The following is a 21596-nucleotide window of genomic DNA, read 5'->3' as shown; positions in this document are numbered from 1 at the left end:
GCCGCTCCGTTCCAATACGAAAAGTTGCGCAGCGTATAGGATTTACCTATGGATTTGACTCATGAGTGCCGAGGAGCGTGATCCATGAACTACAAGCAGCTCGAGGCGTTCCGCGCTGTCATGGAGGCGGGAACCGTGACCGGTGCAAGTGAGCTTTTGCATATAGCCCAGCCATCGGTCAGCGCCCACATCTCCAACCTTGAACACGCCTTGAAGATCCAGCTGTTCATACGGCGTGCTGGTCGCCTGGTTCCAACTGCGGAAGCGATGCTGCTCAACGAGGAGGTTGGCCAGATCGTCAAGGGCATGACTCGCATTCGCCGCCTTGCAGACGACATTACCCAACTGGAGGCCGGCCGCCTCACCATCGGCGTATATCCAGCACTTGCAAGCATTGTCCTGCCGCGTTTTCTCAAGGATTTTGCCGGACGCCATCCGAAGGCTCGGATGAGCATTTTCCCCAGCGCCTCACCGAGGATCGCCGAGTTGACTGCTGGGCGGCAGATCGACGTTGGTCTCATCCAGGCGCCGGTGGTCGACATTGCGATCACCTGCGATCTGATCTTTGAGGCCGAGTGTGTCTGCGTGGCGCCTCTCGACCATGCCTTTGCCAACGAGGAAATCATTGGCCCACTGCAATTTGCGGAGCAGGCATTCATCGCCTTAGGACGAGACGATCGTACCAGGCAGGATATTGATCGCGCACTCGTCGATGCGGGCATTTCCATCGACTGCCGTTTTGAAACCCCTTTCGCCGACACAGCCTGCGCGCTCGTCGCACAAGGCCTGGGAGTTTCAATCGTCGATCCGTTTTCTGCAGCCCGGTGGGAAGGCCAACTCACTATCCGACCTTTCGCCCCTCGACTTCCCTGTCACATCTACATGACACGCAACCGCACGCAGGTGTCGTCGATGCTGCAGCAGGTATTCGAGCGGGAGTTCCGAACGGCGCTTGAAGATAACCGAAGTGGCAATGTGAGGCTGTTTTAGACACTGCAACACATCTCAGGGCTCAGGCTGCGCAACCGCGATGCTGTCAAGGAGCGCTTCCGCAGGGCGGGCATCGCCACCTTGTGCAACACGCTCGACGGCGTTGCCTGCGGCGGCTTCACCGACACCGCTGCGTAATAGCAATGTCGTGGTGGCTTTCAATTTAGGGGCGCGCGTCGACGCGGCGCGTCAGCCAGCGAGCTTACCCTCACGCCAGGCATCGCGAAGATGGGCGCCGACGCGAAGCGCCTGGGCACAAACCGTCAAAGCCGGATTCAACGCGGCGGAAGACGGAAAAAAGCTGGCGTCGACGACATGGAGATTAGGATGATCATATGATTGGCAAAGGTTGTTAAGCGCGGACGTAGCCGGTTCGTCGCCCATGCGAACCGTACCGCACTGGTGAACCGGCCCCTTAATTCCAGACGGACGATGCAGAACGAAGGGGAAGATCTTGCGGAGATGGCTTCTTACGTGGCCAACGAACCTGTTATGGGCGGCAAGACCGCCAGGATGATAGGCCACTTCAACGCGGTCCCCTGGCAGCAATCGGACCCGGCTTTCGGCGCTCGGCAAATCCTCGGACATGCAGAGCCAGTCGACGCTGTGCCGAGCAACGATATCTGCCATCCGCTTTGGCATCCATGGGATATTCGAGCGGATCATCGGTCCCTTGAGATTGGCGAGCATCTGGATATTGCCGCCCGCAGCTGGATCTTCGGGCAAACCGTAATAGAAATCATTGACCGCCATCGTTTTGGTGAATTTAGTTTCGTTCACGCGGAACGGCATAAGGCCCACCAACCCCGTGAGATGGTGGTTCATCAGATAGCGGCCAACGACGCCCGAGCGATTGGCGATGCCATCCGGATAAGCCTCGTTCGCGGACCGGAGCAAAATGAGTGCCGAATTGATCGCACCTGCGCTCAACACGACCGTGCGAGCTTCCACGCGCAAAAGTTGGCCTTCACGCAACACTTCGACAGCGGCAATGCGGCCGTCGGATGCGGGAATAAGACGTGTGACCTGAGCTTTGGTCCATAGCCGGACGTCAGGATGGTTAAGGATCGGCCGGATAAGGCGTGTCTCACCGTCCCCTTTTGCTCCATAGCGACATGCGAAGGCATCGCATGCCCCGCACCGGCGGCAACTCCCGCCTGGACCAAAATCTATGGCGACAGGATTTGGAAACGGCCGCAGGCCCTGCCGGGTCAACCGGTCAGCCATTTCCGCAATCAAGGGTTCGTGTGGGACGGCGTCATGTGCGTAACCGGCGGAACGCGGCGGCTCTGTGGGATCGATACCGGCTTGGCCGCGTACGCCGAAAAGGCGCTCTGCAGCATCATACCAGGGTTCGAGATCGTTATATGAGATTGGCCAGGCAGGTGAAATTCCATCCTCGCGACCAACTTCTCTGAAGTCGCTTTCACGGAAACGGAACATAGCCGTCCCGTACCACTTTGTATGGCCGCCAACGTAATAGTACTGCGAGGGCCGATAGCGATTTCCAGCTTCATCCTGGTATTCTTCGTGCGTCCGATACCGCCGGTGGCTGTATACTGCTTCAGCATCGGAATTTTCCGGCTCGTTTGGCACGAAATCGCCACGCTCGAGGATCAATATCTTCGCACCTGATCCCACCAATTGCCCAGCTACCGAGCCGCCGCCGACACCCGAGCCAATGATGATGACATCCGGCTTGAATTCTTGAGCCACGTTTGCCTCCATATACGCCTGCGTCACCTGGGTCAGACAGCCATCTTTAGATTGCCTAGTCGGGATGGTCGGACGGACTGCCCATTTTTGCGACCGCAGCGCCGGAACATTTCAGCTACTGCGCCTCACGAGGGTTCGTCTCGGCAAGCCTTGACGCTGCAAAGCAACGACAGCAGGCCGAGACAAGATCTCCCGCTGAGAAAGCGCATTTCGCCTGCACTAACTCGCGAGCAAGCCATCAGGCCGTGGAAGAGCTTGCAGCAAAGCCTCGCGCATCGCGAAAATGGGCGCATCTACGTTCGTGTAGAGTGTAAATTGGTGGACTGCTTGATGCAGCAACATCAGCCAGCCGGGCACTGAAATGAGGCCACGCCGTTCGGCCTCGGCACAAAGTGGCGTGTGAACGGGGTTGAATACAACATCAAACACAACCTTCGCATCCGGAAAGCGGTCCAGATCAAGAAGTTTTTCCGACAACGTCGCAACAGGCGTTGTATTAACCACCAAGTCGAATCCCGGAAAGTGCAATTTCTGCAAGTCATGCGGAGACGGCAGGTCAAAATCCGTCGCCAGCACGCTGGCAGATTGCAAGTTTCTGGCCGCGACTTCTACATGCCATCCAGCATTTTTAAGACCAAATACTAAAGCCCGCGCGGCGCCACCTGCGCCCAGGACAATTGCGCGACCTGGCTGTTCTACGCCACGCTCGCATAATGCGTCCATCGCACCGCGCCAGTCCGTGTTATGTCCTGTAAGGCGGCCGTCTGTGTTGACCACAGTGTTGCAGGCACCGATAGCTGCCACATCCGGCGAAACTTCATTCAAATACTTAATGATTTCAAGCTTATAGGGCATCGAGACCGCGAAACCTCTGAAGCCCAATTCGATAAACGAAGCGACTGTCCCTTTAAGATCCTGGCTCTCAGCGGCAGCATACCCAAAATCCAGGTCTAGCGCCTGGTATCCCGCTTTATGCATCTTAACACCCAGCACCGGGGGAGTTACCCGCCCCGAAACAGAACCGCAAAGCGTGGGGAATGTGCGTGCCATCGTGATGTTTGCCTTGCTCAGGTTGTTCAGTGCTAGGTTTGGTAAAGTCCGCGCCATCTCAGTTAATGTGAGAGCGCTCTCATGTGAGATCGCTCTCACATTACGCCGCCGATTGTCAAGAACTTTGTGCGCCCATCTGGCGCGCCGCTTCGGCTCGCACGTGGAAGTCGAGACGGCGCGGCAACTCGCCCCACCTTCGCGGAAGGGACAGCTAGGCTGGCGGAAGCCTATCTGGGCAAATTGGGTTGAGCGGAGCTGTCGAATCGCGAAAGCCGGCGGGCAGGTTGCGCGAAACGCAGTTCTTGTTTCCACCCCCGTTGAAGCCCTGATCCGGCACGCAGGCGATCGTGCCTGGCCACATTCTCTTCGATGTTTGGTCTAGAGGGCATCTTGAGGCTATTTGGTTTCGGTGGTTCGGGGAAAATCGGAGGAAGGAGCAGACCGGGAGACTGAACGGCTGCGCCGTATCGCCGAACTGTACGAGATGCTAAAACCCTATGATGGAGTTCGCCTATGCGCGACCACCATGTGCATGTTGCGCGGCGATGAAGGTCAGGCAAGTCGTCAGAAGCGGTTGGTTCGGACTTTTTTGAATTGAGCCGGCGACTGGCCCGACAGCTGACGAAAAGCGCGCGAAAAGGCACTCGTCTCACTGAAGCCCAGCGCAAGTGCGGCCTCAGTCACCGACCACCGGTTATCGGACATAAGAAGCCTGGCGCTATCGAGCATCACGCAGTTTCTCAGGTCGCGGAACTTCGCTCCATAAGCGGCGAGCTGTCTGTGCAGCGTGCGCACGCTGATGCCGAGTTGACGGGCGACATTCGGCGCATTGAGTTGTTCGAAATTGCCGGCGCTGAACGCGTGCTTCAGCAACTTCACGACTATACTCACAAGGTCACTCCGCGAACCTAGATTTCGAAGATCGTCGAAGACCCGGTCTGCGACGATCCTGTAGAGATACGCGTCTTTGAATCGGCCCGGCTGATCCAAGGCACTCCGCTGCACAAATATCGCGTTGCGGTTCGAATTCGGCCGAAAATCCGTTCCAAGCCAAGCAGGAGCCGCACCTCGCTCCCAATCGGGATAATGTTCTAGATCGAGTCGGCAGACATTGGAGGCACCACCGTGACCCTTGCGGAGTGCGGCGCCGAGCATGGTCACGGAGAACTCCGCGTCGGGCCCCTTTTCTTCCGGCGTTCCGAACCGGACGGAGTATGATATTCGCGCCAAGTCGCCCTGCACCTCGAAACCGATTTCGGTGTTCTCCTGAAGAAGTTCAAAGGCAGCGCAGAAATCGTTCAGCGCGGTGCCCAGGTCGGGTGCAAGTTCGAATAGATAGCCGATCGCGCCGAACGAGCGCACATCGAAAGCCTCCGCGAACTCCATGCTGAAGGTTGGCAGTCCGGTTTCCTCGGCCGCCGCGCGTAACAGTGACGAGAAAGCGGATAGAGTGATCTCCGGTGTGTGCGCCACCGGCTGAAATGTGTGCTGCAATCCCGAAGCTTCAATGACGCGCGCAGGATTGCCGCCATGTCGCCTTACGATCTCATCGAGGCCAATCGTGACCCCAGCGTGCACCATACCCAAATGGCCTATCGTTGGAGGGTGACGCTGCCCTTGGCGACCTAGCTCCAATCCCACAGCACTCTCCAGCGATTGCAGTCTCTGCCTTCGGAGCTCGTCGATTAAAGTCTCAGGTCTGAAGCACAGACGCGGCCATTTGGCTGAAACTGTCAACACTCTGACCGACGCTGTCAAGCTTGTGCTGCCTAGATAGGGCAGGTTTGACGAACTCAAAAAGGGGGAGACGCATCATATGCCGGATAATCAATCTACGGCTATCGGCCTGAGGCCGGAATCGCTCGGCCTGGCGAGCATCGTTTTCTTTGTTGTTGCAGCGGCAGCGCCCCTCACTGCGATCGTGGGTGCGGCGCCTTTGGCCTTCGCACTTGGAAACGGCGCTGGTGCCCCTTCCGCCTATATCTTCGCGGGCCTTACTTATCTGGTCTTCGCCGCAGGCTTCACTGCAATGAGCCGTCACGTCGGCAGTGCCGGAGCGTTTTATGTCTTCGTGTCGCATGGACTTGGAAAATCCTGGGGTGCGGCAGCCGGCGCAATCACATTGCTCACCTACATAGAAATTCAGATCGCCGTTTACGCATTCTTTGGCGTCGTCGTCGCGGGCATCGGGGAATCTGCCGGCATAAGGCTGCCGTGGTGGGTCTGGGCTGCTATCTGCATGGTCGTGATCGACTTTTTCGCTACACGGAATATCGAATTCTCCGGAAAAGTGCTTGGCGTCTGTATGATCGGAGAAGTCACCGTCCTCGCCATCCTTGACGTGATGATTCTTCTTCAGGGCGGCGGTCCGGAGGGCATAGGATTCACATCCTTCGCCCCACACACAGTGTTCTCGACGGGTTTGGGTGTCAGTCTGCTTTTCGCCGTAGCATCATTCATTGGTTTCGAAGCGACGGTGATATTCGCCGAGGAGGCCAAAGACCCCCGCCGCACAATTCCTGCGGCAACCTATATGGCGGTCATCGCGATAACCGTTTTCTATGCTTTCTCGGCATGGTGCATGGTGGTCGCGTACGGGCCTTCCAGCATCCGGGACGTCGCCAATGGCGATCTTGCGAATTTGTTCACCAACACAGCGGCAGCTCGGGTGGGCGATTGGCTGAAGCTTGCGATGACCGCTCTGCTCATAACCAGTCTGTTTGCAGCCGCCCTTTCCTTTCAGAACACGATCAGCCGCTATCTCTTCGCGCTGGGCCGTGATGGTCTCCTGCCGAAAGCGCTCGGTTCCACCGATCCCGTACACCGTTCGCCGCGACTGGCATGCCGGTCTTACACCATTGCGGCGCTGCTCTTCATTGGTGTTGCCGTGGCACTGCATCTCGATCCCTACACGATCCTGTATTCATGGCTGGCTGCTGCATCCGCGCTTGGAATCTTGATCGTGCAGTTGTTGGTCTGCGTAGCCATCGTGAGGTTCTTTGGTGCGGATCGGCGCGGGACGACTGTGTGGCAAAGTCGCTTTTCGCCTATACTTTCCATCATCGGCCTCGGCGGTTTCCTGCTTCTTGCCCTCACCAACCTTTCACTCTTGACGGGTGATGACACCTGGAAGGTTTGGCTCATTCCATGTGCCTTCGTCGTGGTCGGGCTGCTGGGTTGGTGGCGATCTCGTCAAGTCGAGATAAACGTTGCCAATTCCCTTGCGTCGCCAGCCGGCGAGTAGGACCTGGTCATGGCTTACGAGCTTAATCAGCTGATACTGCCTGATGGAAACACCATGGAGTATGTGCGCCGGCCTGGCGGAGAAGAGCCAATGGTCCTGATCCATGGATATGCCGACAGTTGGTATTCATTCAAAGGAGTGATGGACTTCCTACCCGACAATGTCGCGGTTTTCGCGCCAAGTCTGTTGGGGCATGGCAGATCATCCAAACCGAAGCAGGCTTACTCGATCGAAGGGTATGCCGCCGATGTCCTGGAGTTCATGCGGTTGATGGGCGTACAGCGTTCGGCAATCGTGGGGCATTCCATGGGAACCTTCGTCGCCCAAAACATTGCGATCAGCAATCCGGACAGCGTTTTGAGCTTAGTTCTGATTGGATCCGCGGTTACCGCCGACAACTCCGTTCTTCGAGATCTGCATAGGGAAACGCTCGAGTTCGAGGATCCGGTTCCATCCGACTTTGTAAGGAGCTTCCAAAGCGGAACCTGCGTTGGACCAGTCGATCCCTCGATGTCGATGGACGATATCGTCAATGAGAGCAGTCTGCTGCCCGCGCATGTGTGGTCGTCGGCACTCGAAGGGCTGATAAAGTATCGTGACGCCGATTTCGACAGTCGGGCTTTGCATTCGCTTCAGACGCCGACGCTCGTTCTGGGAGGCATGATGGATGAAATATTCGATGAAGCCGCGCAAAGAAAATTTGCTGACGCACTTCCGAACTCGGAAATCTGGTTGGATGCAAATGGCGGCCATTCTCCAAATTGGGAGAAGCCACAACGGACCGCGGCACAGATAGCGGACTTTGTCGGAAAAAATAGCTGACGGCTCCGTTCTGGTCTCCTTATGAGGCCAAGCTGCGCAGCTGGCCAACGTCTCTTGAGGCGATAGACGCAGTAAGCGATAGGGAAGGGCGCCGCGATGCCTACGGATACCATCCCGCTTCAGGAGCTCCTGGGCCACATGGAACGGGCGGTTCAAAGCTCACTGCATCTCTGGCCCATGCCCACCAACGCTGTGGCGAGATTGATCAATGTGTCGGAAAACGCGACATTTCTGGTTGAAGGGACCAACTATCGATCGGTCTTGCGCGTACACCGGCCGGGCTACCACAGCCGGAAGGGTATCCAGCAGGAGTTGGCTTGGTCGACAGCCCTCGCTCGCGACGGAATGGTCATCACCCCGGCGCCCGTCGCGGGCATCGACAATGAATTGGTCCAGGTCCTGCAATCGCCCGGCCTTGCGGAGCGTCACTTCATGGTGATGTTCGAATTCGCAGAAGGCCGGCAGCCTGACCCGGGCGACGATCTGACCAAACCCTTTGGCCGGCTTGGTGCCATTGCCGCACAAACACACGAGCACTCTCGTGCCTGGACGCATCCGCAGCCGTTGGAGCGTTTAACCTGGGATGCGGAAGCGGTGTTCGGCCGCTCACCGACCTGGGGTAACTGGCGCGATGCCCCGAACGTCACCTCCGAGATTAGGAATATCCTCGACAAGACGGAAGCCTTGATTGCGAGGAGGCTGGATGCATTCGGCAAAGGCAGAGACCGCTATGGCCTAATCCATGCCGACATGCGATTGGCCAACTTGCTGATCGAGGGCGAGAGAACGTGCCTAATCGATTTCGACGATTGCGGACTGGGCTGGTTTCTCTACGACTTCGCCGCGGGCATCAGCTTCATGGAAGACCATCCGCAAGTGCCTGCACTTCGCGAAGCTTGGATTGAAGGGTACCGCAGCGTACGGTCGCTTGCGGTCTCGGAAGAACGTGAGATCGACACGTTCGTCATGATGCGGCGAATGGCATTGCTGGCATGGATAGGCAGCCACATCGAAGCACCAGAGCCTAGGGCCATGGCACCGCATTTCGCCATGGGCACCGCCCAACTGGCGATCCGCTACCTCGATAACTTTTCAGAATCCTGAGGTACCAGCGCGGCGACGGATCAAGCTCAGATGGATAGAGCGTCGCCCTAGACGCACTATATCTGTCATGCGCGCCCTATCAAATTGCGCGTTGTTTTCCAGTTTTTAGGCCGGTTCGGGCACAACCGTTGCCACGATCGACGCGTCCAGCGCCTCGTAGCCAACCAGGTCGATGGTATCGTAGAGCTCTGCACGTGTCTGCATTTCGCCGACCATTGCCTTGGTCGAGCCGTCCCGCCTAAGTGTGGCGTAGAGCTTTTCCTGCGCCTTGTTGGCGACGCGCAGCGACGAGACCGGCCAGATCACCATCCTGTAGCCCATTTCCTCGAATTCCTTCGCGGTGAAGAACGGCGTGCGACCGAACTCGGTCATGTTGGCAAGCAGCGGCACGCCGGGCATGCGGGCGGCAAACTCGCGGAACATTTCCGCCGTGTTCAGCGCCTCGGCGAAAATCGCGTCGGCGCCTGCCTCCATGTAGAGCTGGGCTCGGGCCACCGCGCCGTCGATGCCTTCGCTGGCGGCGGCGTCTGTGCGCGCGACGATGTAGAGATGCCTGCGCGCCTTTGCTGCGGCAGCTACCTTGGCCGCCATGTCGCGGGCGTCGGCGAGCTTCTTGTCGTTGAGATGGCCGCATTTCTTCGGCAGCAGCTGATCTTCCAAGTGGACCGCACCGGCGCCGGCGCCCTCGAACGTGCGCACCATGTGCATGACGTTGAGCGCCTCGCCGTAACCGGTATCGCCATCGACAAGCAGCGGCAGGCCGGAGGCGCGCGCGATTTGTCGGATGAAGAATGAAACCTCGTCGACTGTGATGATGCCGAGGTCGGGAATGCCCATCGAGGCGGTCATGGCCGCGCCGGACAGGTAGAGTCCCTCGAAGCCGGCGGCTTTCGCTTGCAGTGCTGCCATGCCGTTATGGGCGCCGGGAAGCTGGGCGATGCTGTCGCGCTCGACCAACGCACGGAAGCGCTCGCCGGCCGGCCTCTGTGGGAGATCTGAAGATACAAGATAGGGCATTCTCTCTCCTCACGCAGCCTTGCTGGCGACGTCCGGCCGACCGCGCTTCTCAATCGGCACGAACTCCAGATTCTCAGGGCCGACATAGTTGGCGGAAGGCCGGATGATCTTGTTGTCCTGGCGCTGCTCGATGATATGGGCGGCCCAGCCAGACGTGCGCGAGATGACGAAGACCGGCGTGAACAACGCAGTCGGCACGGCCATCATGTGATAGGAGACGGCGCTGAACCAATCGAGGTTTGGGAACATCTTCTTCGCGTCCGCCATAGTCGATTCGATGCGCTCGGCGATGTCGAACATTTTTGTCGAGCCGGCCTCTACAGAGAGCTGCCGCGCCACTGTCTTGATCATCTTGTTGCGCGGATCCGAGACCGTATAGACCGGATGGCCGAAGCCAATGACGACCTCCTTGGCCTCGACGCGCTCGCGAATATCGGCCTCCGCCTCGCCAGGATCGGCATAGCGCTTCTGAATCTCATATGAGACCTCGTTCGCGCCGCCATGCTTGGGTCCGCGTAACGCGCCGATCGCGCCGGTGATTGCCGAGTAGATGTCGGAACCGGTGCCCGCGATGGAGCGAGCCGTGAAGGTCGAGGCGTTGAATTCGTGCTCGGCGTAGAGGATCAGCGACACGTGCATCGCCTTCACATGTGAGGACTTCGGCGCCTTGCCATGCAGCAGGTGCAGGAAATGCCCGCCGATGGAATCGTCATCGGTCTCGACCTCAATGCGGCGGCCGTTGTGGGCAAAATGATGCCAGTAGAGCAGCATGGAGCCGAGCGAGGCGAGCAGCCGGTCGGCAATATCGCGCGCGCCGGGATGGTTGTGGTCGTGAGCCTCCGGCAGCACGTTGCCGAGCACGGACACGCCCGTGCGCAGCACGTCCATTGGATGGGCGGAGGCCGGCAGCAGTTCAAGCGCCTGCTTCACTGCCTGCGGCAGTCCACGCAACGCCTTCAGCTTTGCCTTGTAGGCGGCCAGTTCGGCCACAGTAGGCAGCGATCCGTGGACGAGGAGATGGGCGATCTCCTCGAACTCGCAGGTCTCGGCCACGTCGAGAATGTCGTAACCACGATAGTGCAGATCATTGCCGGTGCGGCCTACGGTGCACAGCGCCGTATTGCCGGCGACGACGCCGGAGAGAGCAACGGATTTTTTTTGCTTCGGCGGGGTCATGTCCATCTCCTCAACCAAGCTTCCAGTCGAAAATGCCGGTTCCCGTAGCAGCACCGAGCTTTCCGGCATCGACGGTGAAGGTCAGGCCAGCTAGCTCCGCGGGCTTGAGATCAAGCAGGTGCTCGACTGTCGTGATGAAGCGGTCCTGCTCTCGTGCCTCGACGATGCCGTCCGAAAGTGTGCGGAACTTGTTGACATAGTCGGGACGCGTGAAGGGACGCGCGCCGAACGGATGCGCGTCGGCCAGGGCGATCTCGTCCTCGACCACCTTGCCGTCCTTCAGCGTAACGACGACGCGGGCGCCAAAGGCCAGTTTGTTGGGGTCGCGGCTGTGGTAGCGCTCAGTCCAGACCGGATCCTCGACGGTGCGGATCTTGTGCCAGAGCGTGACGGTTTCGGGCTGGGTGGCTCGTTCGCGTGCATAAGAGCGCTCATGGTGCCAGCCGCCATCCTCCAGCGCGACGGCGAAAATGTACATGATCGAATGGTCGAGCGTCTCGCGGCTCGCCTTCGGGTCCATCTTCTGCGGATCGTTGGCACCCGTGCCGATCACATTGTGTGTGTGATGGCTGGTCTGGATCACGATGTCCTTGACATTGGCCAGGTCGCTCGCCCTCTCACGGACTTTCGGTCCCATGCGGCGCGCCAGGTCGATCAACGCCTGGCTTTGGTATTCGGCCGAGTGCTCCTTGGTGTAGGTTTCCATGATGGCGCGCTTGGCCTCGCCCTTTTTGGGCAGCGGCACTGTGTACTCCGCGGTTGGGCCCGACAGAAGCCAGGCAATGAAGCCGTCCTCACCCTCCCAAGCCGGCGACGGCGCACCTTCGCCACGCATGACCCTGTCGACCGCTTCGACGGCCATCTTGCCGGCGAAGGCCGGCGCATAGGCCTTCCAGCTGGAAATCTCACCCTTGCGCGACTGACGCGTCGTCGTCGTGACATGCAGCGCCTGCTGAACCGCCTGGTAGATCGTCTCGACAGGAAGCCCAAGCGCCGTGCCGATGCCTGCGGCAGACGACGGCCCCAGATGGGCAATGTGGTCGATCTTGTGCTCGTGAAGGCAGATGCCCTTCACCAGATCGACCTGAATCTCGTAACCAGTCGCGAGACCCTTCGCGAATTGCGAACCTGAAAGGCCGCAATGCTGCGCGACAGCGAGGATCGGCGGGATGTTGTCGCCCGGATGCGAGTAGTCGGCGGCGAGAAAGGTGTCGTGGAAGTCGAGTTCGCGCACGGCGACGCCATTGGCCCATGCCGCCCATTCCGGCGAAACGCGCGCGGCAGGGGGAAGGCCGAAAACGGTCGCGCCCGGCGCACTCGGCAGGAACGGGTGAGCCTGCGCCTGCGCGCGGGCGCTGACGACTGGCCGGCGTGCCAGTGACGCGGCGGCAACGGCGGCATTATCGATGATCCGGTTGCCGATCATATCCACGACGTCGGCATCAAGCGGGACATCGTCTGCGGCGACGGAGGCGATCTTCCATGCAAGCTGGTCCTCGCGGGCAGGCTTCTCGGCGGATTTGTAGGTGCGGACGGAATGCGACTTCACGAAAACGGCTCCCTCTGTATGGTTTGAATCTGAAGGTGGGATCGGCATTGGGACGCGTCCGGCACCGGGCGGAATTTCTTGCTGCCGACGTCCTCAGATCTGCCGCAACCAGTCATTCCAGCGTGGATCGTTGAACAGCGTCCTCGCCCTGGCATATTTCCAGATCCCATATTTCTGGTAGTCGAAATCCCAGGTAGACAGCTTCCGTTGCTGCACTGCCCATGAACCCCATTTCATGTCTGACACCGCGCGAGCGACCCACACCCGGGCGACCAGTTCCTGACGGATTTCACCGTAGTAGCGCTCGATCATCTCAACCGTCGTGGCTTCGTCGGTGAAGGTCTCGCCGAGGAACGCGCCGATCTCGTAGGCGCGCTCGTTGTTGGAGGCGAACTCGAAGTCGATGAGTTTCATGTCACGGATAGTGTCGCCGGACATAGACACCATGAAATTGCCTGCCATGCAGTCGTTGTGACAGGGGACGATATCCAGCCCCGATGCCATGAACGTGCTCTTGGCACGACCATACTGGTAGAGCAGCCAGTCGAAGTCCGCGGGGCGGATCACGCCCAATTCATCTCCCTGCTCGATGTGTTCATCGGTCATGGCGAACACATCCTTGGTGACCGGCAGCCGCTCGCAGGAATTGAACTTCTGGAGGAGATCTACGACCGCCTCGAGAAAATCGTTCCGCATGAAATCGGCCGCTGTCGAGGGTCTATAGCCGTCCAGGAATTCGAAGACTTCGATGCCGGCTTCAGGATCGAACAATTCGACGCGTGGCGAAATCCCCAGGACGTTGGCCTTGGTGGCAGCCTCGTTTGACAACCGTCGGTCGACGAAGCTCTCGGTTCCCTTGCCGAAGATCTTGAGGAAGTAGGTAACACCCTCATAGGTGAGCAGCCAGTTGGAGTTCATGAGCCCGCCGGTCAGCGGGCGCCGGATGACCTTCTCGTGATCCCAACCCGGAATGGCCGAGATGGCGGCGACGACTTCGTGTTCGATCTGTTCGTCCATTGGCTTTCCCTCTACGCCGCGCTGCGAAGCCGATCGGCGGCGTGCGAGCGCTGTGCCAGTTCATTGAAACGCATGAACCGCCATGAAGCGTATTTGGCGAATTCGAGGCTCCGGCGGGGCGAGGTCGCTGCCATCAAGGCGCCGATGAGTCCCCAACGCAGGTCGTCCAGGATGCCGTAGATCATTGCGCGCTGGAAATGCCCTTCGTGGAAACGGCCGAACCATTCCTCGAAACCCTGGCGCGCCTCGGGTTCGCATTCGAAAAACTCCAGCAGATAACATCCAGCGTCTTCGAACGGGTCGGCGTTTGCCGAAAGATCGAAATCGATCAATTTCACTTGGCCATCCGGGCCGATCATAAGATTTGCCGTGTTGCCGTCGCGATGGCAGGGAACCTTCTCGGCGCCGAGAACCGTGATCGCCTGCCGGGCCTGATCTGAAAATGCAAGATAGGCGCTGATGTTGAGCGGAAGGCGCGACTGGGCAGAAACGCACGCTTGATTCAGCGATGCAATCTCGGAGAAAATGTCGCCATCGCGTGGGAATTTCGGCCCTTTGTGGAGAACTTTCTTGGCCGCGATGATCTGGCAGCGGAGGTCCGGCTTCACACAATCATGCAGTCCACCCGCCCGCCACCCTTCGCCCAGATACTCCATGACGACCAGTCCGTGCTGGGACACCGTATCGAGGACTTTGGGACCCACGCCGGCCTCGCCAGCCAACTTCGCTACCGACGAAGCGCAGGCGACATCGACATAGGCGCCGATGTCGTCGTGATAATGCTTGTATATCTCTGCCGAGACCCCCTTCCTGGCCAGCCAGACATCGGCTTCCACGCCCCGCCACGCCGGCGAAGCCAGAACCGTCAGCGGACTCTCGAATGTTTCGAGTTCTCCGCCCAGCCGCTGCGTCGCAATTTCCCGGACTGGCATGCTTCTATCTGCGCTCATCTGTCCCCTCAATCGCGTGGTACGAGAGGCCAGGCGCGGTCTTGTTCCGCACCGCCCCAGATCTCGGTCTCCAAGGCAGCCGCAAGGCGGCACAACCTGACGTCGTCGAAACGCTTTCCCACGATCTGCACACCAATTGGCAGCCCGCGCGCATCGAAGCCGGCGCAGATGGCGGCGGCAGGGTGGCCGGACTGGTTGAAAGGCGCCGTGAATGTACAGTGACGTAATGGATTCTGCGGATCGGGCGCGCGATCCTCAGCTGGGAAGTTGACCACCGGCATCACCGGCGTCAATAGGAAGTCGACGCCTTCAAATAGGGCGTTCGCCTGGGTGACTCCTCTCGCGATTCCCGCTTCGAACCGCGCAACGCGATCGGCGTCCCAGCCTTGCGCCTCGGCGAACCAGTTGAAGATCGCCTTCGGCGTGTTTGCGCGCATTGCCTCGGAGACCGAGGCATATTCGCGCCAACCGCGCAGCTTGAAGGACTCCTCCATCGGCAGTATCGCGTCGAAATCGAAATGTCTGCTGCCGTCCACGACGCGGCGAACCAAACGGCCCATTGCAGTTTCAGCAGTTTCGAGTGCCTGCCGGACCGCAGGCTCGACGCTGGGACCAAAGCCGAATTCGCCGTAAACGGCTACCGTCGCCTCCCTGAAGTCGCGTTCAGGCTCCGTGACCGGGACCGAGAAGCGGTCGCCAGCATGCACGCCGCCGAGAATGCGCAGGTATGCCTCGAGGTCGCCGGCATGCCGCACCATTGGACCCGGGGAGCGCACATCAGACGCGGGCGTGTGCGCGATCATGCCCTGGGTGGGCTTTATCGTCGCGAGCCCGCAATGGGAGGAGGGCAGGCGCACCGAGCCGGCTATGTCGGTCCCCACCGACATCATTCCGATGCCCGCGGCCAGCGATGCTCCTGCTCCGGCGCTGGAACCGCCAGGGTTCCAGCTCTTACCCCAGGGATTGCGCACGATGCCATAGCAGGAGCTGACGCCCGAACCGCTCAGGCCGAAATCGGGCATCGTGCCTTTGCCGAAGATGATGGCACCTGCCGCCTTCAGCTTCGCGACCGGCGGCGAATCCACCGTGGCGACGATGCCATCGCCATGAATCTTCGAACCGTGGCGCCAGACCATGCCCGACGCATTCACCGAATCCTTGATGGAGACGGGGACGCCGTCGAGAGGCCCTGCGGGTATACCGGCGCGAAACCGCCTGCTGGCCTCCTTCGCCGCCACGAAGCTGGGGTCGCGCCGCAGATCGTAAAGCGCCGTGAGTTCATCGTTTACCCGCTCGATCTGGTCGAAGGTAATCTCCACTACCTCGACGGGATCGATCCGCAGGTCGTTGTAGCCGGCCTGCAGTTCGGCAAGCGAAAGCTTCGACAAGTCAAGAACGTCCATCGGTTCTCCTTCCGACGCGGACCGCCGAGTGTGCCGGCGAAGGCCAGCCATCAAACGATAGCGCGCGCTGCGGTCAGGGCGCCTGTCATAGAGGTGCCCGACTATCTTAATCCCCAGCGCGGGCGAACGCGCGCGGTATGCCGAGCCCTATGCTTTCGATCCGCCCGTGACGATGCCGCTGCGTCCTACTAGCGTTCGAAACATGCTTCCCTGCAACAGCAAATCGGTCGACAGCCGTGTGCGAAAAGCGGCTGGCGAAAAGCATCGCGCCCGCCCGTGCCGCAGGCGTTGCTAACGACCGTTGATGCTCTCCAGCTTGCGGGTTATCGTGTCGCGAGCAATGGCGAGATCCTCCACTGTTCCCGACATGAATATCCGGCCTGATGCGCCCATCATCTGAACATCGTTTATGACGGCGTTAGGCGCGGCCCTTTCCGCCTCGTTTGCAGCGACACACGCGAACAGTGCCGGCGCCATTTCGTAGATCAGCAACGCGACGCCCGGGACCAGGATAGAAGCATCGCGTGACCGATTGAGAATGACTGCGTGCTGGTCCGAAAGGTCTTCAATGATGTCGTGGTAGAGAATCTGCGGGCGGAGCTGATCTTGCGGCTGAGCCCCTATGCCTTTGAGGATTGCACCGCCCGCTGCCTCCAGTTCCTCCATCTTGTTGGAATGGAGTTCGAGCAGGCCGAACTGGCGTTCGGTGTAAAGGATTCCGGGTTCCATCGCCGGATTGGATTTGAGGGCCAGGTCCGTGATGCGATGGATCGCGAGGGCGGGGGCAACCTCGATGATCAGCGAATGCTGACCTTCGAAGGGTGGGTAGCCCCTCGCACGCGTGGGCGAGGACAAATACGCCGCGAACTGCGGCTGCAGATCTTCGATAGGCAGATAGACGCGCAGCTCCGTCATGCCCTTGTCCTTCTTCCGATGTTTCGGGCCGGTCTCAGCTCTTGACCGCTTCAAAGTGCGCGGAGAGATCCGGGTGCGGACGCGGAATGACGTGGACGGCCGTGACTTCCCCGACTGCCGAGGCGGCTTCAGCTCCCGCTTCGGTCGCGGCCTTGACTGCACCGACATCGCCGCGCACGACAACGGACACCAGTCCGCCGCCCACTTCCTTTCGGGCGATGATCTCGACGTTGGCCGCCTTGACCATTGCATCCGCGGCGCAAAGCGCCGGCACGTATCCCTTGGTTTCGATCATTCCAATTGCAAGATTTGCCATTTTAGGCGCTCCGTGATTTGCGTTTCGTCTGTTGTTCATCGATTGAGCCAATAATCAGGGCGTCGATCGGTGCGGACCGTTCCGCAAACCATCCCGCCGCGACCGAGCCCTGGGTTACCAGCACGCTCTCGCCGTCCGCACAGCCAAGCGGATCGAATGCGATCAACTTGACGCCCGTTTCAGTTTCAACTTCGAGCAACGCGCCCGTTGGCAATGTACTTAGATGGCGGCTAGACCAGAGCCTGCCGCTGACACGCGCTCTAATCATACGATTGTCCTTTCGATCCTGATGCCTCGGCGGCGGGCTTCGTCATTGGCAAGCGGAGTAAGACGCGCCGTCTTTGTGATGCGCAGCCGAGTTTCGCCGCTCCCGACCGCTGCAAGATCACGCTCCGTAATCAAATTCTTACGGAGCTCTGCGACCCTGGATGGGACTGTCGTCACAAGGGTCTCCGGTTGCCTCACGACAGGCGTTCGCTCGACAGCGAGCGCAACTCGATCCTGGCATTCGGGATTTCCAATATTCCGAACCGGCTCGAAATGGAGGCGGCCGCCGCGCAGGGCCGATATGAACCCAGCATCGTTCGCGCGGTCGAGAATGGAAAGCGCAAACCTGTTCAGGTCGGCCGATGTACTGACGCTCACCCGCTCCACAGCTGAATCGCAGCCGAGTGTGGCCCGCAGCGAAGAGAATTCTTCGGCAAGAATTTCTTTGATGAGAGCGCGGAGGTCTTCCATCAATCTGCTCCGGCGTCGCGAAGCGCGCGTTCTGCTGCATCGCGAGCGTTGCGGACATCTGCTTCGGTTCCAGCAAGGTAAAGCCGGCCGTTCGCTCCTATCATGCGCATGTCGACGACCTTGATGTCAGCCGCCTTTTCCGCCTCGTTGCAGGCCAGAATCGCGTATGCCGCCGGCTGGCATTCCAGCAGATAGATGCTCTCTCCACCCAGGACCATCGAGCCCGTCTTGTTGCGGTTCATGAGGAAGGCGTGCTGGGCATCGACCCGGGTCACGATCTTCGACGCCATGATCTTCGGCCTCTCGGCCTGGTCGGGGCGCTTGCCCATCGCCGCGAGCGCCGCTTGCGCTCCAGCCTGGACTTCAGCCGTGGAGTACGCATGGAACTGAAGAGTGCCGAACTGACGTTCGACAACCAGAAAGCCGGCTCTCACTTCAGCACTCTTCAGCACCGTGTCGGTGAGAGCCTCGATGTCGAGGCCCGGCGCGATCTCGATGATCTGAGCCGCCATTCTGGCGCGCGGCAGCGTGCCGCGCATCCACGTGGCCGTGTAGGCCAGCGTCTGGGGCTGCAACTGATCGATGAAGATGAAAGCGCGAAGATCGGTCACGGCTCGCTCCGGGTCAGTTGACGAAGTTCCTGGAGGATCAGTTGACGCAGCACATCGCGATCGATGCTGCTTCCCTCATCGACCGCTGTGGTCGCCGCAGGTGGAGATGGCTTGAAGGATGGTGCAGAGACCCCGTCTCCATTGTCGAACGGCGCGCGTACCTCGCTGAAATCGCCAAAGGGCACGGACGCATCGCTGTTCCACGCCAATCGCGTCCAGTGGACGAGATGCTGCGGCCCAATGTTTTCGCCGACTGACGATCGTCCGAAATAGCCCGTGCCGATCATGAAGGACGGTGCGAGATGAGTCGCGAAACCGGCCGCCCCTTGCGAACAGGGTGCGTTGACGACAACCCGGTAGACCGGCAGTGCGTTCGCGAAAAGCATCGCACGTTGCCGATCCTCGCCATGGAAAGCCGCCGAATGTCCCGACCCGGTCACGCGAAGAACCATCTGCGCCATGCTCGTGGCGCCTTCGAAGCTTGCGGCGCTGGCAAACGTCAGTACCGGACAGAGCTTCTCCTTGGTGAGAGGCTCCTCGATACCGAGATGGCTGACCGGTGCGACCAGCGTGCGGATGGAGCCGACCACACGGAAGCCCGCCTGTTGCGCGATCCATTCCGCGCTTTTGCCGACCGCGGCGGTATTGAGATGACCTTCCGGGAAGAGCCAGTCCCGGAGCTTCGATGTTTCGGCCTCGCTACAGATATGAGCGCCTGCCGCGCGCAACGCCCGCTCGAGCTGCTGCCTGCTTTTTTCCAGCGTGATAAGCACGCTTTCGTTGGTGCACAGGACGGAATTGTCGAAAGCCTTGCTGTCGACGATACGCCGTGCCGCGGTATTGAGGTCCGCGCTCGGATCGACATACACGGGCGCATTGCCTGGACCGACGCCGATCGCCGGATTTCCGGACGAGTAAGCTGCACGAACCATCGCGCCGCCACCCGTCGCGAGGATTACCTGGATTTTCGGCGAAGCCATCAACGCTTGCACCAACGGCACGGACGGCTGCTCGATACATTGGATCAAACCAGCCGGCGCTCCCGCCGCGACTGCGGCCGCTTCGAGTTTGGCGGCCGCGTCGCAGCAGCAGTCGCGCGCCAGCGGATGAGGGCTGAAAACGATGGCGTTGCGGCCCAGCAGTGCAATGATCGTTTTGTAATAGAGCGTGGATATGGGATTGGTCGCAGGGGTCAGTGCCAGGATGATCCCTGCCGGCTTGGGAATTTCGACCATCCTGCGGGCTTCATCGACCCGCGGATTCACGAGATCCGTGTTCTCGTAAAAGTCGATTAGCGCATGGGAGGAAAGTTCGTTCTTGAGCTTCTTGTGCTCGACGACCCCCATTCCCGTCTCACGAACCGCCCATGCCGCGTAGTGCTGTGCTTGGGAGAATGCGACCTCTGCAACGGCTCGCGAGACTTTCATGACTGCTGCCCGGTCGAAACGAGCGAATGCGCGAACTGCCCAGCCGGCACGTTCGATCTTCATCCTTGCGATCGCCTCAGCCTGGTCGGGTACGACGAGGCGAGGCGCATCTTCTCGACTGTGCATATGCGTACCCATCGTCTAAGCCACTCGCCGTGTTTTGCGCAGCAGTTCGCGAACACGAGGCATCACCGCTTCCATGCGGTCCACGATTTCCTGGCAGGTCGCAGCATCGAGGAGCACGCCTGGCTTGAACTGCAGCACGCGCTTGTCGAGTGACGAGAAGATCGCCCACACTCCGTTCTGGTACAGCGCGCGGGAGACTGCGACCGCCCCCTCGGGATGATCGAACTCCAGCCCGATAATGACGCCGCGCTGGCGGATGCCGACGAAAATATCGCTGTTGGCTGCCATGAGTGCGGAAAGGCTGCGGCGGAAGAACTCCGCAACCGAGCGGACGTTCGCAATGACTTCGGGGCGCTGCAGTATGTCGATGACCTGGTGACCAACCACGCAACCCAACTCGGAGCCGCCGGCGGTAGAGATGTGCGCGGCGCCGTCTTCATGGAGCCAGCCGCCGCATTGCTCCGTCACCACGCAAGCTGAAATGGGATAGATTCCGCCGCCAAGTCCCTTGCCAGTAACGAACATATCGGGTTGCAACCCATAGGATTGCCAGCCCCACATGACACCGGTGCGCAGGAGGCCCGTCTGTACTTCATCGGCGATGTAGAGGGTGCCGTAGCGACGGCAGAGGTCCTGGCAGGCCTTCAGGTAACCTTCATCAGGAAGCGGGAAGCCATAGGTCGCAGGGATCGTTTCGATAATGAAAGCCGCCACGTCGCGACCGCGCAATGCGCGTTCCAGGGCGTCGACGTCATTGAAGGGCACCTGGAAGAATTCGTCCGGACGATCCGCCAGGAATATCTTCGAGAAGCGATCGTCACCCGTTGCGACAGACAGCCCGGAATGACCGTGATAACCTTTGACGATCGATACGATCTTGCGCCGCTTTGTGGTGTATCGGGCGGTCTTGAGTGCGATCTCCACGGCCTCAGCTCCGCCAGCGCCGAAGATCGCATACTTCATTCCGGGCGCAGTCCCGACCAGCTTCTCCGCGAATGCGGCTCGTGCAACTGACGGGAACCAATGGTTCCCCATATCGAAATAATCCAGTGCCGACTTCAGCGTAGCGACGAGCTCGGGATGGCGGTGGCCGAAATTATATGTGCCGCCGTTCAAATGCAGGTCGATCAGGCGCTTGCCCGACATGTCGTAGAGGAAATACCCCTCGCGGCGATCGATCACGAGGTCGATGCCGGCGTCCTGCCAGAACTTCGTCTTGCCAGGGTTCCAGTACTCGATCGCTTTGTCGAGCAGTTCGGCCTTGGACTCGAATTTGAAGAAGCCGTAATCGAACAATGAAGTCTCTCCCGTCGCCCGACTATTGGCACGCAAAATTTTAACTTGCAACATATTTCTGCTGCATGTCGGGCAAAATCTTGTTTGCCTCTGGGCGCTCAATCTGTAACTCTGCCACATCGGGTATTG

20 protein-coding genes are annotated in these 21596 nt (G+C 59.7%); 4 read left to right on the top strand and 16 right to left on the bottom strand.

All coding sequences use genetic code 11. The annotated features are described in order from the left end of the window. Nucleotides 1-84 precede the first annotated feature (84 nt). Nucleotides 85-990: a LysR substrate-binding domain-containing protein gene (locus tag ACSQ3L_RS29005; RefSeq protein ID WP_436163028.1), complete on the top strand. Its 906-nt coding sequence runs from the start codon at nucleotides 85-87 to the stop codon at nucleotides 988-990. Nucleotides 991-1179: 189 nt separating this feature from the next. Here ACSQ3L_RS29005 and ACSQ3L_RS29000 read toward each other — a convergent pair whose 3' ends face one another. The 3 genes from ACSQ3L_RS29000 to ACSQ3L_RS28990 form a co-directional block, all read right to left on the bottom strand. Further along, nucleotides 1180-2706: a GMC oxidoreductase gene (locus ACSQ3L_RS29000; protein WP_436163027.1), complete on the bottom strand. Its 1527-nt coding sequence runs from the start codon at nucleotides 2704-2706 to the stop codon at nucleotides 1180-1182. A 219-nt stretch (nucleotides 2707-2925) separates the two neighbouring features. Next, complete coding sequence (locus ACSQ3L_RS28995; protein WP_436163026.1) at nucleotides 2926-3756, bottom strand: shikimate dehydrogenase family protein; 831 nt, start codon at nucleotides 3754-3756, stop codon at nucleotides 2926-2928. A gap of 564 nt (nucleotides 3757-4320) precedes the next feature. Beyond that, complete coding sequence (locus ACSQ3L_RS28990; RefSeq protein WP_436163559.1) at nucleotides 4321-5337, bottom strand: AraC family transcriptional regulator ligand-binding domain-containing protein; 1017 nt, start codon at nucleotides 5335-5337, stop codon at nucleotides 4321-4323. A 235-nt stretch (nucleotides 5338-5572) separates the two neighbouring features. Here ACSQ3L_RS28990 and ACSQ3L_RS28985 point away from each other — a divergent pair, with 235 nt between their 5' ends. From ACSQ3L_RS28985 to ACSQ3L_RS28975, 3 genes are all read left to right on the top strand, one after another. Continuing rightward, nucleotides 5573-7000: an APC family permease gene (locus tag ACSQ3L_RS28985; protein ID WP_436163025.1), complete on the top strand. Its 1428-nt coding sequence runs from the start codon at nucleotides 5573-5575 to the stop codon at nucleotides 6998-7000. A 9-nt stretch (nucleotides 7001-7009) separates the two neighbouring features. Next, nucleotides 7010-7822 carry an alpha/beta fold hydrolase gene (locus ACSQ3L_RS28980; protein WP_436163024.1) on the top strand — a complete coding sequence of 271 codons (813 nt, stop codon included), beginning with the start codon at nucleotides 7010-7012 and terminating at the stop codon, nucleotides 7820-7822. 138 nt (nucleotides 7823-7960) lie between these two features. Further along, complete coding sequence (locus ACSQ3L_RS28975) at nucleotides 7961-8926, top strand: phosphotransferase enzyme family protein (RefSeq protein ID WP_436163023.1); 966 nt, start codon at nucleotides 7961-7963, stop codon at nucleotides 8924-8926. Between the two features lie 105 nt (nucleotides 8927-9031). On the opposite strand, the gene prpB is transcribed toward ACSQ3L_RS28975, so the two are convergent. From prpB to ACSQ3L_RS28910, 13 genes are all read right to left on the bottom strand, one after another. Continuing rightward, nucleotides 9032-9943, bottom strand: coding sequence for a methylisocitrate lyase (gene prpB, locus ACSQ3L_RS28970; protein ID WP_436163022.1), 912 nt, complete (start codon nucleotides 9941-9943; stop codon nucleotides 9032-9034). 9 nt (nucleotides 9944-9952) lie between these two features. After that, nucleotides 9953-11119: a bifunctional 2-methylcitrate synthase/citrate synthase gene (gene prpC / locus ACSQ3L_RS28965; protein ID WP_436163021.1), complete on the bottom strand. Its 1167-nt coding sequence runs from the start codon at nucleotides 11117-11119 to the stop codon at nucleotides 9953-9955. Between the two features lie 10 nt (nucleotides 11120-11129). Next, nucleotides 11130-12668: an MmgE/PrpD family protein gene (locus ACSQ3L_RS28960; protein WP_436163020.1), complete on the bottom strand. Its 1539-nt coding sequence runs from the start codon at nucleotides 12666-12668 to the stop codon at nucleotides 11130-11132. A gap of 93 nt (nucleotides 12669-12761) precedes the next feature. Further along, a complete protein-coding gene (locus tag ACSQ3L_RS28955; RefSeq protein WP_436163019.1) occupies nucleotides 12762-13685 on the bottom strand; it encodes a phosphotransferase in 924 nt (307 codons plus the stop codon). A gap of 11 nt (nucleotides 13686-13696) precedes the next feature. Beyond that, the gene (locus tag ACSQ3L_RS28950; RefSeq protein WP_436163558.1) at nucleotides 13697-14617 is read right to left on the bottom strand and encodes a phosphotransferase; all 921 of its coding nucleotides are present in this window, start codon (nucleotides 14615-14617) and stop codon (nucleotides 13697-13699) included. A 26-nt stretch (nucleotides 14618-14643) separates the two neighbouring features. Continuing rightward, complete coding sequence (locus tag ACSQ3L_RS28945; RefSeq protein WP_436163018.1) at nucleotides 14644-16038, bottom strand: amidase family protein; 1395 nt, start codon at nucleotides 16036-16038, stop codon at nucleotides 14644-14646. Nucleotides 16039-16329: 291 nt separating this feature from the next. Next, on the bottom strand, nucleotides 16330-16953 hold the full coding sequence (locus ACSQ3L_RS28940; protein ID WP_436163017.1) for a hypothetical protein: 624 nt from the start codon (nucleotides 16951-16953) through the stop codon (nucleotides 16330-16332). A gap of 34 nt (nucleotides 16954-16987) precedes the next feature. Then, nucleotides 16988-17248 carry a BMC domain-containing protein gene (locus tag ACSQ3L_RS28935; protein WP_436163016.1) on the bottom strand — a complete coding sequence of 87 codons (261 nt, stop codon included), beginning with the start codon at nucleotides 17246-17248 and terminating at the stop codon, nucleotides 16988-16990. Between the two features lie 22 nt (nucleotides 17249-17270). Beyond that, nucleotides 17271-17537: a EutN/CcmL family microcompartment protein gene (locus tag ACSQ3L_RS28930; protein WP_436163015.1), complete on the bottom strand. Its 267-nt coding sequence runs from the start codon at nucleotides 17535-17537 to the stop codon at nucleotides 17271-17273. Next, complete coding sequence (locus tag ACSQ3L_RS28925) at nucleotides 17534-18007, bottom strand: hypothetical protein (protein ID WP_436163014.1); 474 nt, start codon at nucleotides 18005-18007, stop codon at nucleotides 17534-17536. Before ACSQ3L_RS28925 ends, ACSQ3L_RS28930 begins: the two co-directional genes overlap by 4 nt. After that, nucleotides 18007-18618: a BMC domain-containing protein gene (locus ACSQ3L_RS28920; protein WP_436163013.1), complete on the bottom strand. Its 612-nt coding sequence runs from the start codon at nucleotides 18616-18618 to the stop codon at nucleotides 18007-18009. Before ACSQ3L_RS28920 ends, ACSQ3L_RS28925 begins: the two co-directional genes overlap by 1 nt. Further along, nucleotides 18615-20171: an aldehyde dehydrogenase family protein gene (locus ACSQ3L_RS28915; protein ID WP_436163557.1), complete on the bottom strand. Its 1557-nt coding sequence runs from the start codon at nucleotides 20169-20171 to the stop codon at nucleotides 18615-18617. Before ACSQ3L_RS28915 ends, ACSQ3L_RS28920 begins: the two co-directional genes overlap by 4 nt. Nucleotides 20172-20186: 15 nt before the next feature. Beyond that, on the bottom strand, nucleotides 20187-21467 hold the full coding sequence (locus ACSQ3L_RS28910; protein ID WP_436163012.1) for an aspartate aminotransferase family protein: 1281 nt from the start codon (nucleotides 21465-21467) through the stop codon (nucleotides 20187-20189). Between the last annotated feature and the right edge of the window lie 129 nt (nucleotides 21468-21596).

Source organism: Mesorhizobium sp. LjRoot246, assembly GCF_964254115.1.
Classification (GTDB): domain Bacteria; phylum Pseudomonadota; class Alphaproteobacteria; order Rhizobiales; family Rhizobiaceae; genus Mesorhizobium.
The sequence above is the reverse complement of the archived record's forward strand: the minus strand, read 5'-3'. Positions and strand labels throughout refer to the sequence as shown.

Coding starts and splice junctions, on each gene's coding strand:
- ACSQ3L_RS28990 (WP_436163559.1), bottom strand. CDS start 5,337: ATGGTGCACGCTGGGGTCACGATTGGCCTCGATGAGATCGTAAGGCGA.
- ACSQ3L_RS28955 (WP_436163019.1), bottom strand. CDS start 13,685: ATGGACGAACAGATCGAACACGAAGTCGTCGCCGCCATCTCGGCCATT.
- ACSQ3L_RS28950 (WP_436163558.1), bottom strand. CDS start 14,617: ATGCCAGTCCGGGAAATTGCGACGCAGCGGCTGGGCGGAGAACTCGAA.
- ACSQ3L_RS28945 (WP_436163018.1), bottom strand. CDS start 16,038: ATGGACGTTCTTGACTTGTCGAAGCTTTCGCTTGCCGAACTGCAGGCC.
- ACSQ3L_RS28925 (WP_436163014.1), bottom strand. CDS start 18,007: ATGGAAGACCTCCGCGCTCTCATCAAAGAAATTCTTGCCGAAGAATTC.
- ACSQ3L_RS28985 (WP_436163025.1), top strand. CDS start 5,573: ATGCCGGATAATCAATCTACGGCTATCGGCCTGAGGCCGGAATCGCTC.
- ACSQ3L_RS28980 (WP_436163024.1), top strand. CDS start 7,010: ATGGCTTACGAGCTTAATCAGCTGATACTGCCTGATGGAAACACCATG.
- ACSQ3L_RS28930 (WP_436163015.1), bottom strand. CDS start 17,537: ATGATTAGAGCGCGTGTCAGCGGCAGGCTCTGGTCTAGCCGCCATCTA.
- ACSQ3L_RS28915 (WP_436163557.1), bottom strand. CDS start 20,171: ATGCACAGTCGAGAAGATGCGCCTCGCCTCGTCGTACCCGACCAGGCT.
- ACSQ3L_RS28995 (WP_436163026.1), bottom strand. CDS start 3,756: ATGGCACGCACATTCCCCACGCTTTGCGGTTCTGTTTCGGGGCGGGTA.
- ACSQ3L_RS28940 (WP_436163017.1), bottom strand. CDS start 16,953: ATGACGGAGCTGCGCGTCTATCTGCCTATCGAAGATCTGCAGCCGCAG.
- prpC (WP_436163021.1), bottom strand. CDS start 11,119: ATGACCCCGCCGAAGCAAAAAAAATCCGTTGCTCTCTCCGGCGTCGTC.
- prpB (WP_436163022.1), bottom strand. CDS start 9,943: ATGCCCTATCTTGTATCTTCAGATCTCCCACAGAGGCCGGCCGGCGAG.
- ACSQ3L_RS28975 (WP_436163023.1), top strand. CDS start 7,961: ATGGAACGGGCGGTTCAAAGCTCACTGCATCTCTGGCCCATGCCCACC.
- ACSQ3L_RS29005 (WP_436163028.1), top strand. CDS start 85: ATGAACTACAAGCAGCTCGAGGCGTTCCGCGCTGTCATGGAGGCGGGA.
- ACSQ3L_RS28935 (WP_436163016.1), bottom strand. CDS start 17,248: ATGATCGAAACCAAGGGATACGTGCCGGCGCTTTGCGCCGCGGATGCA.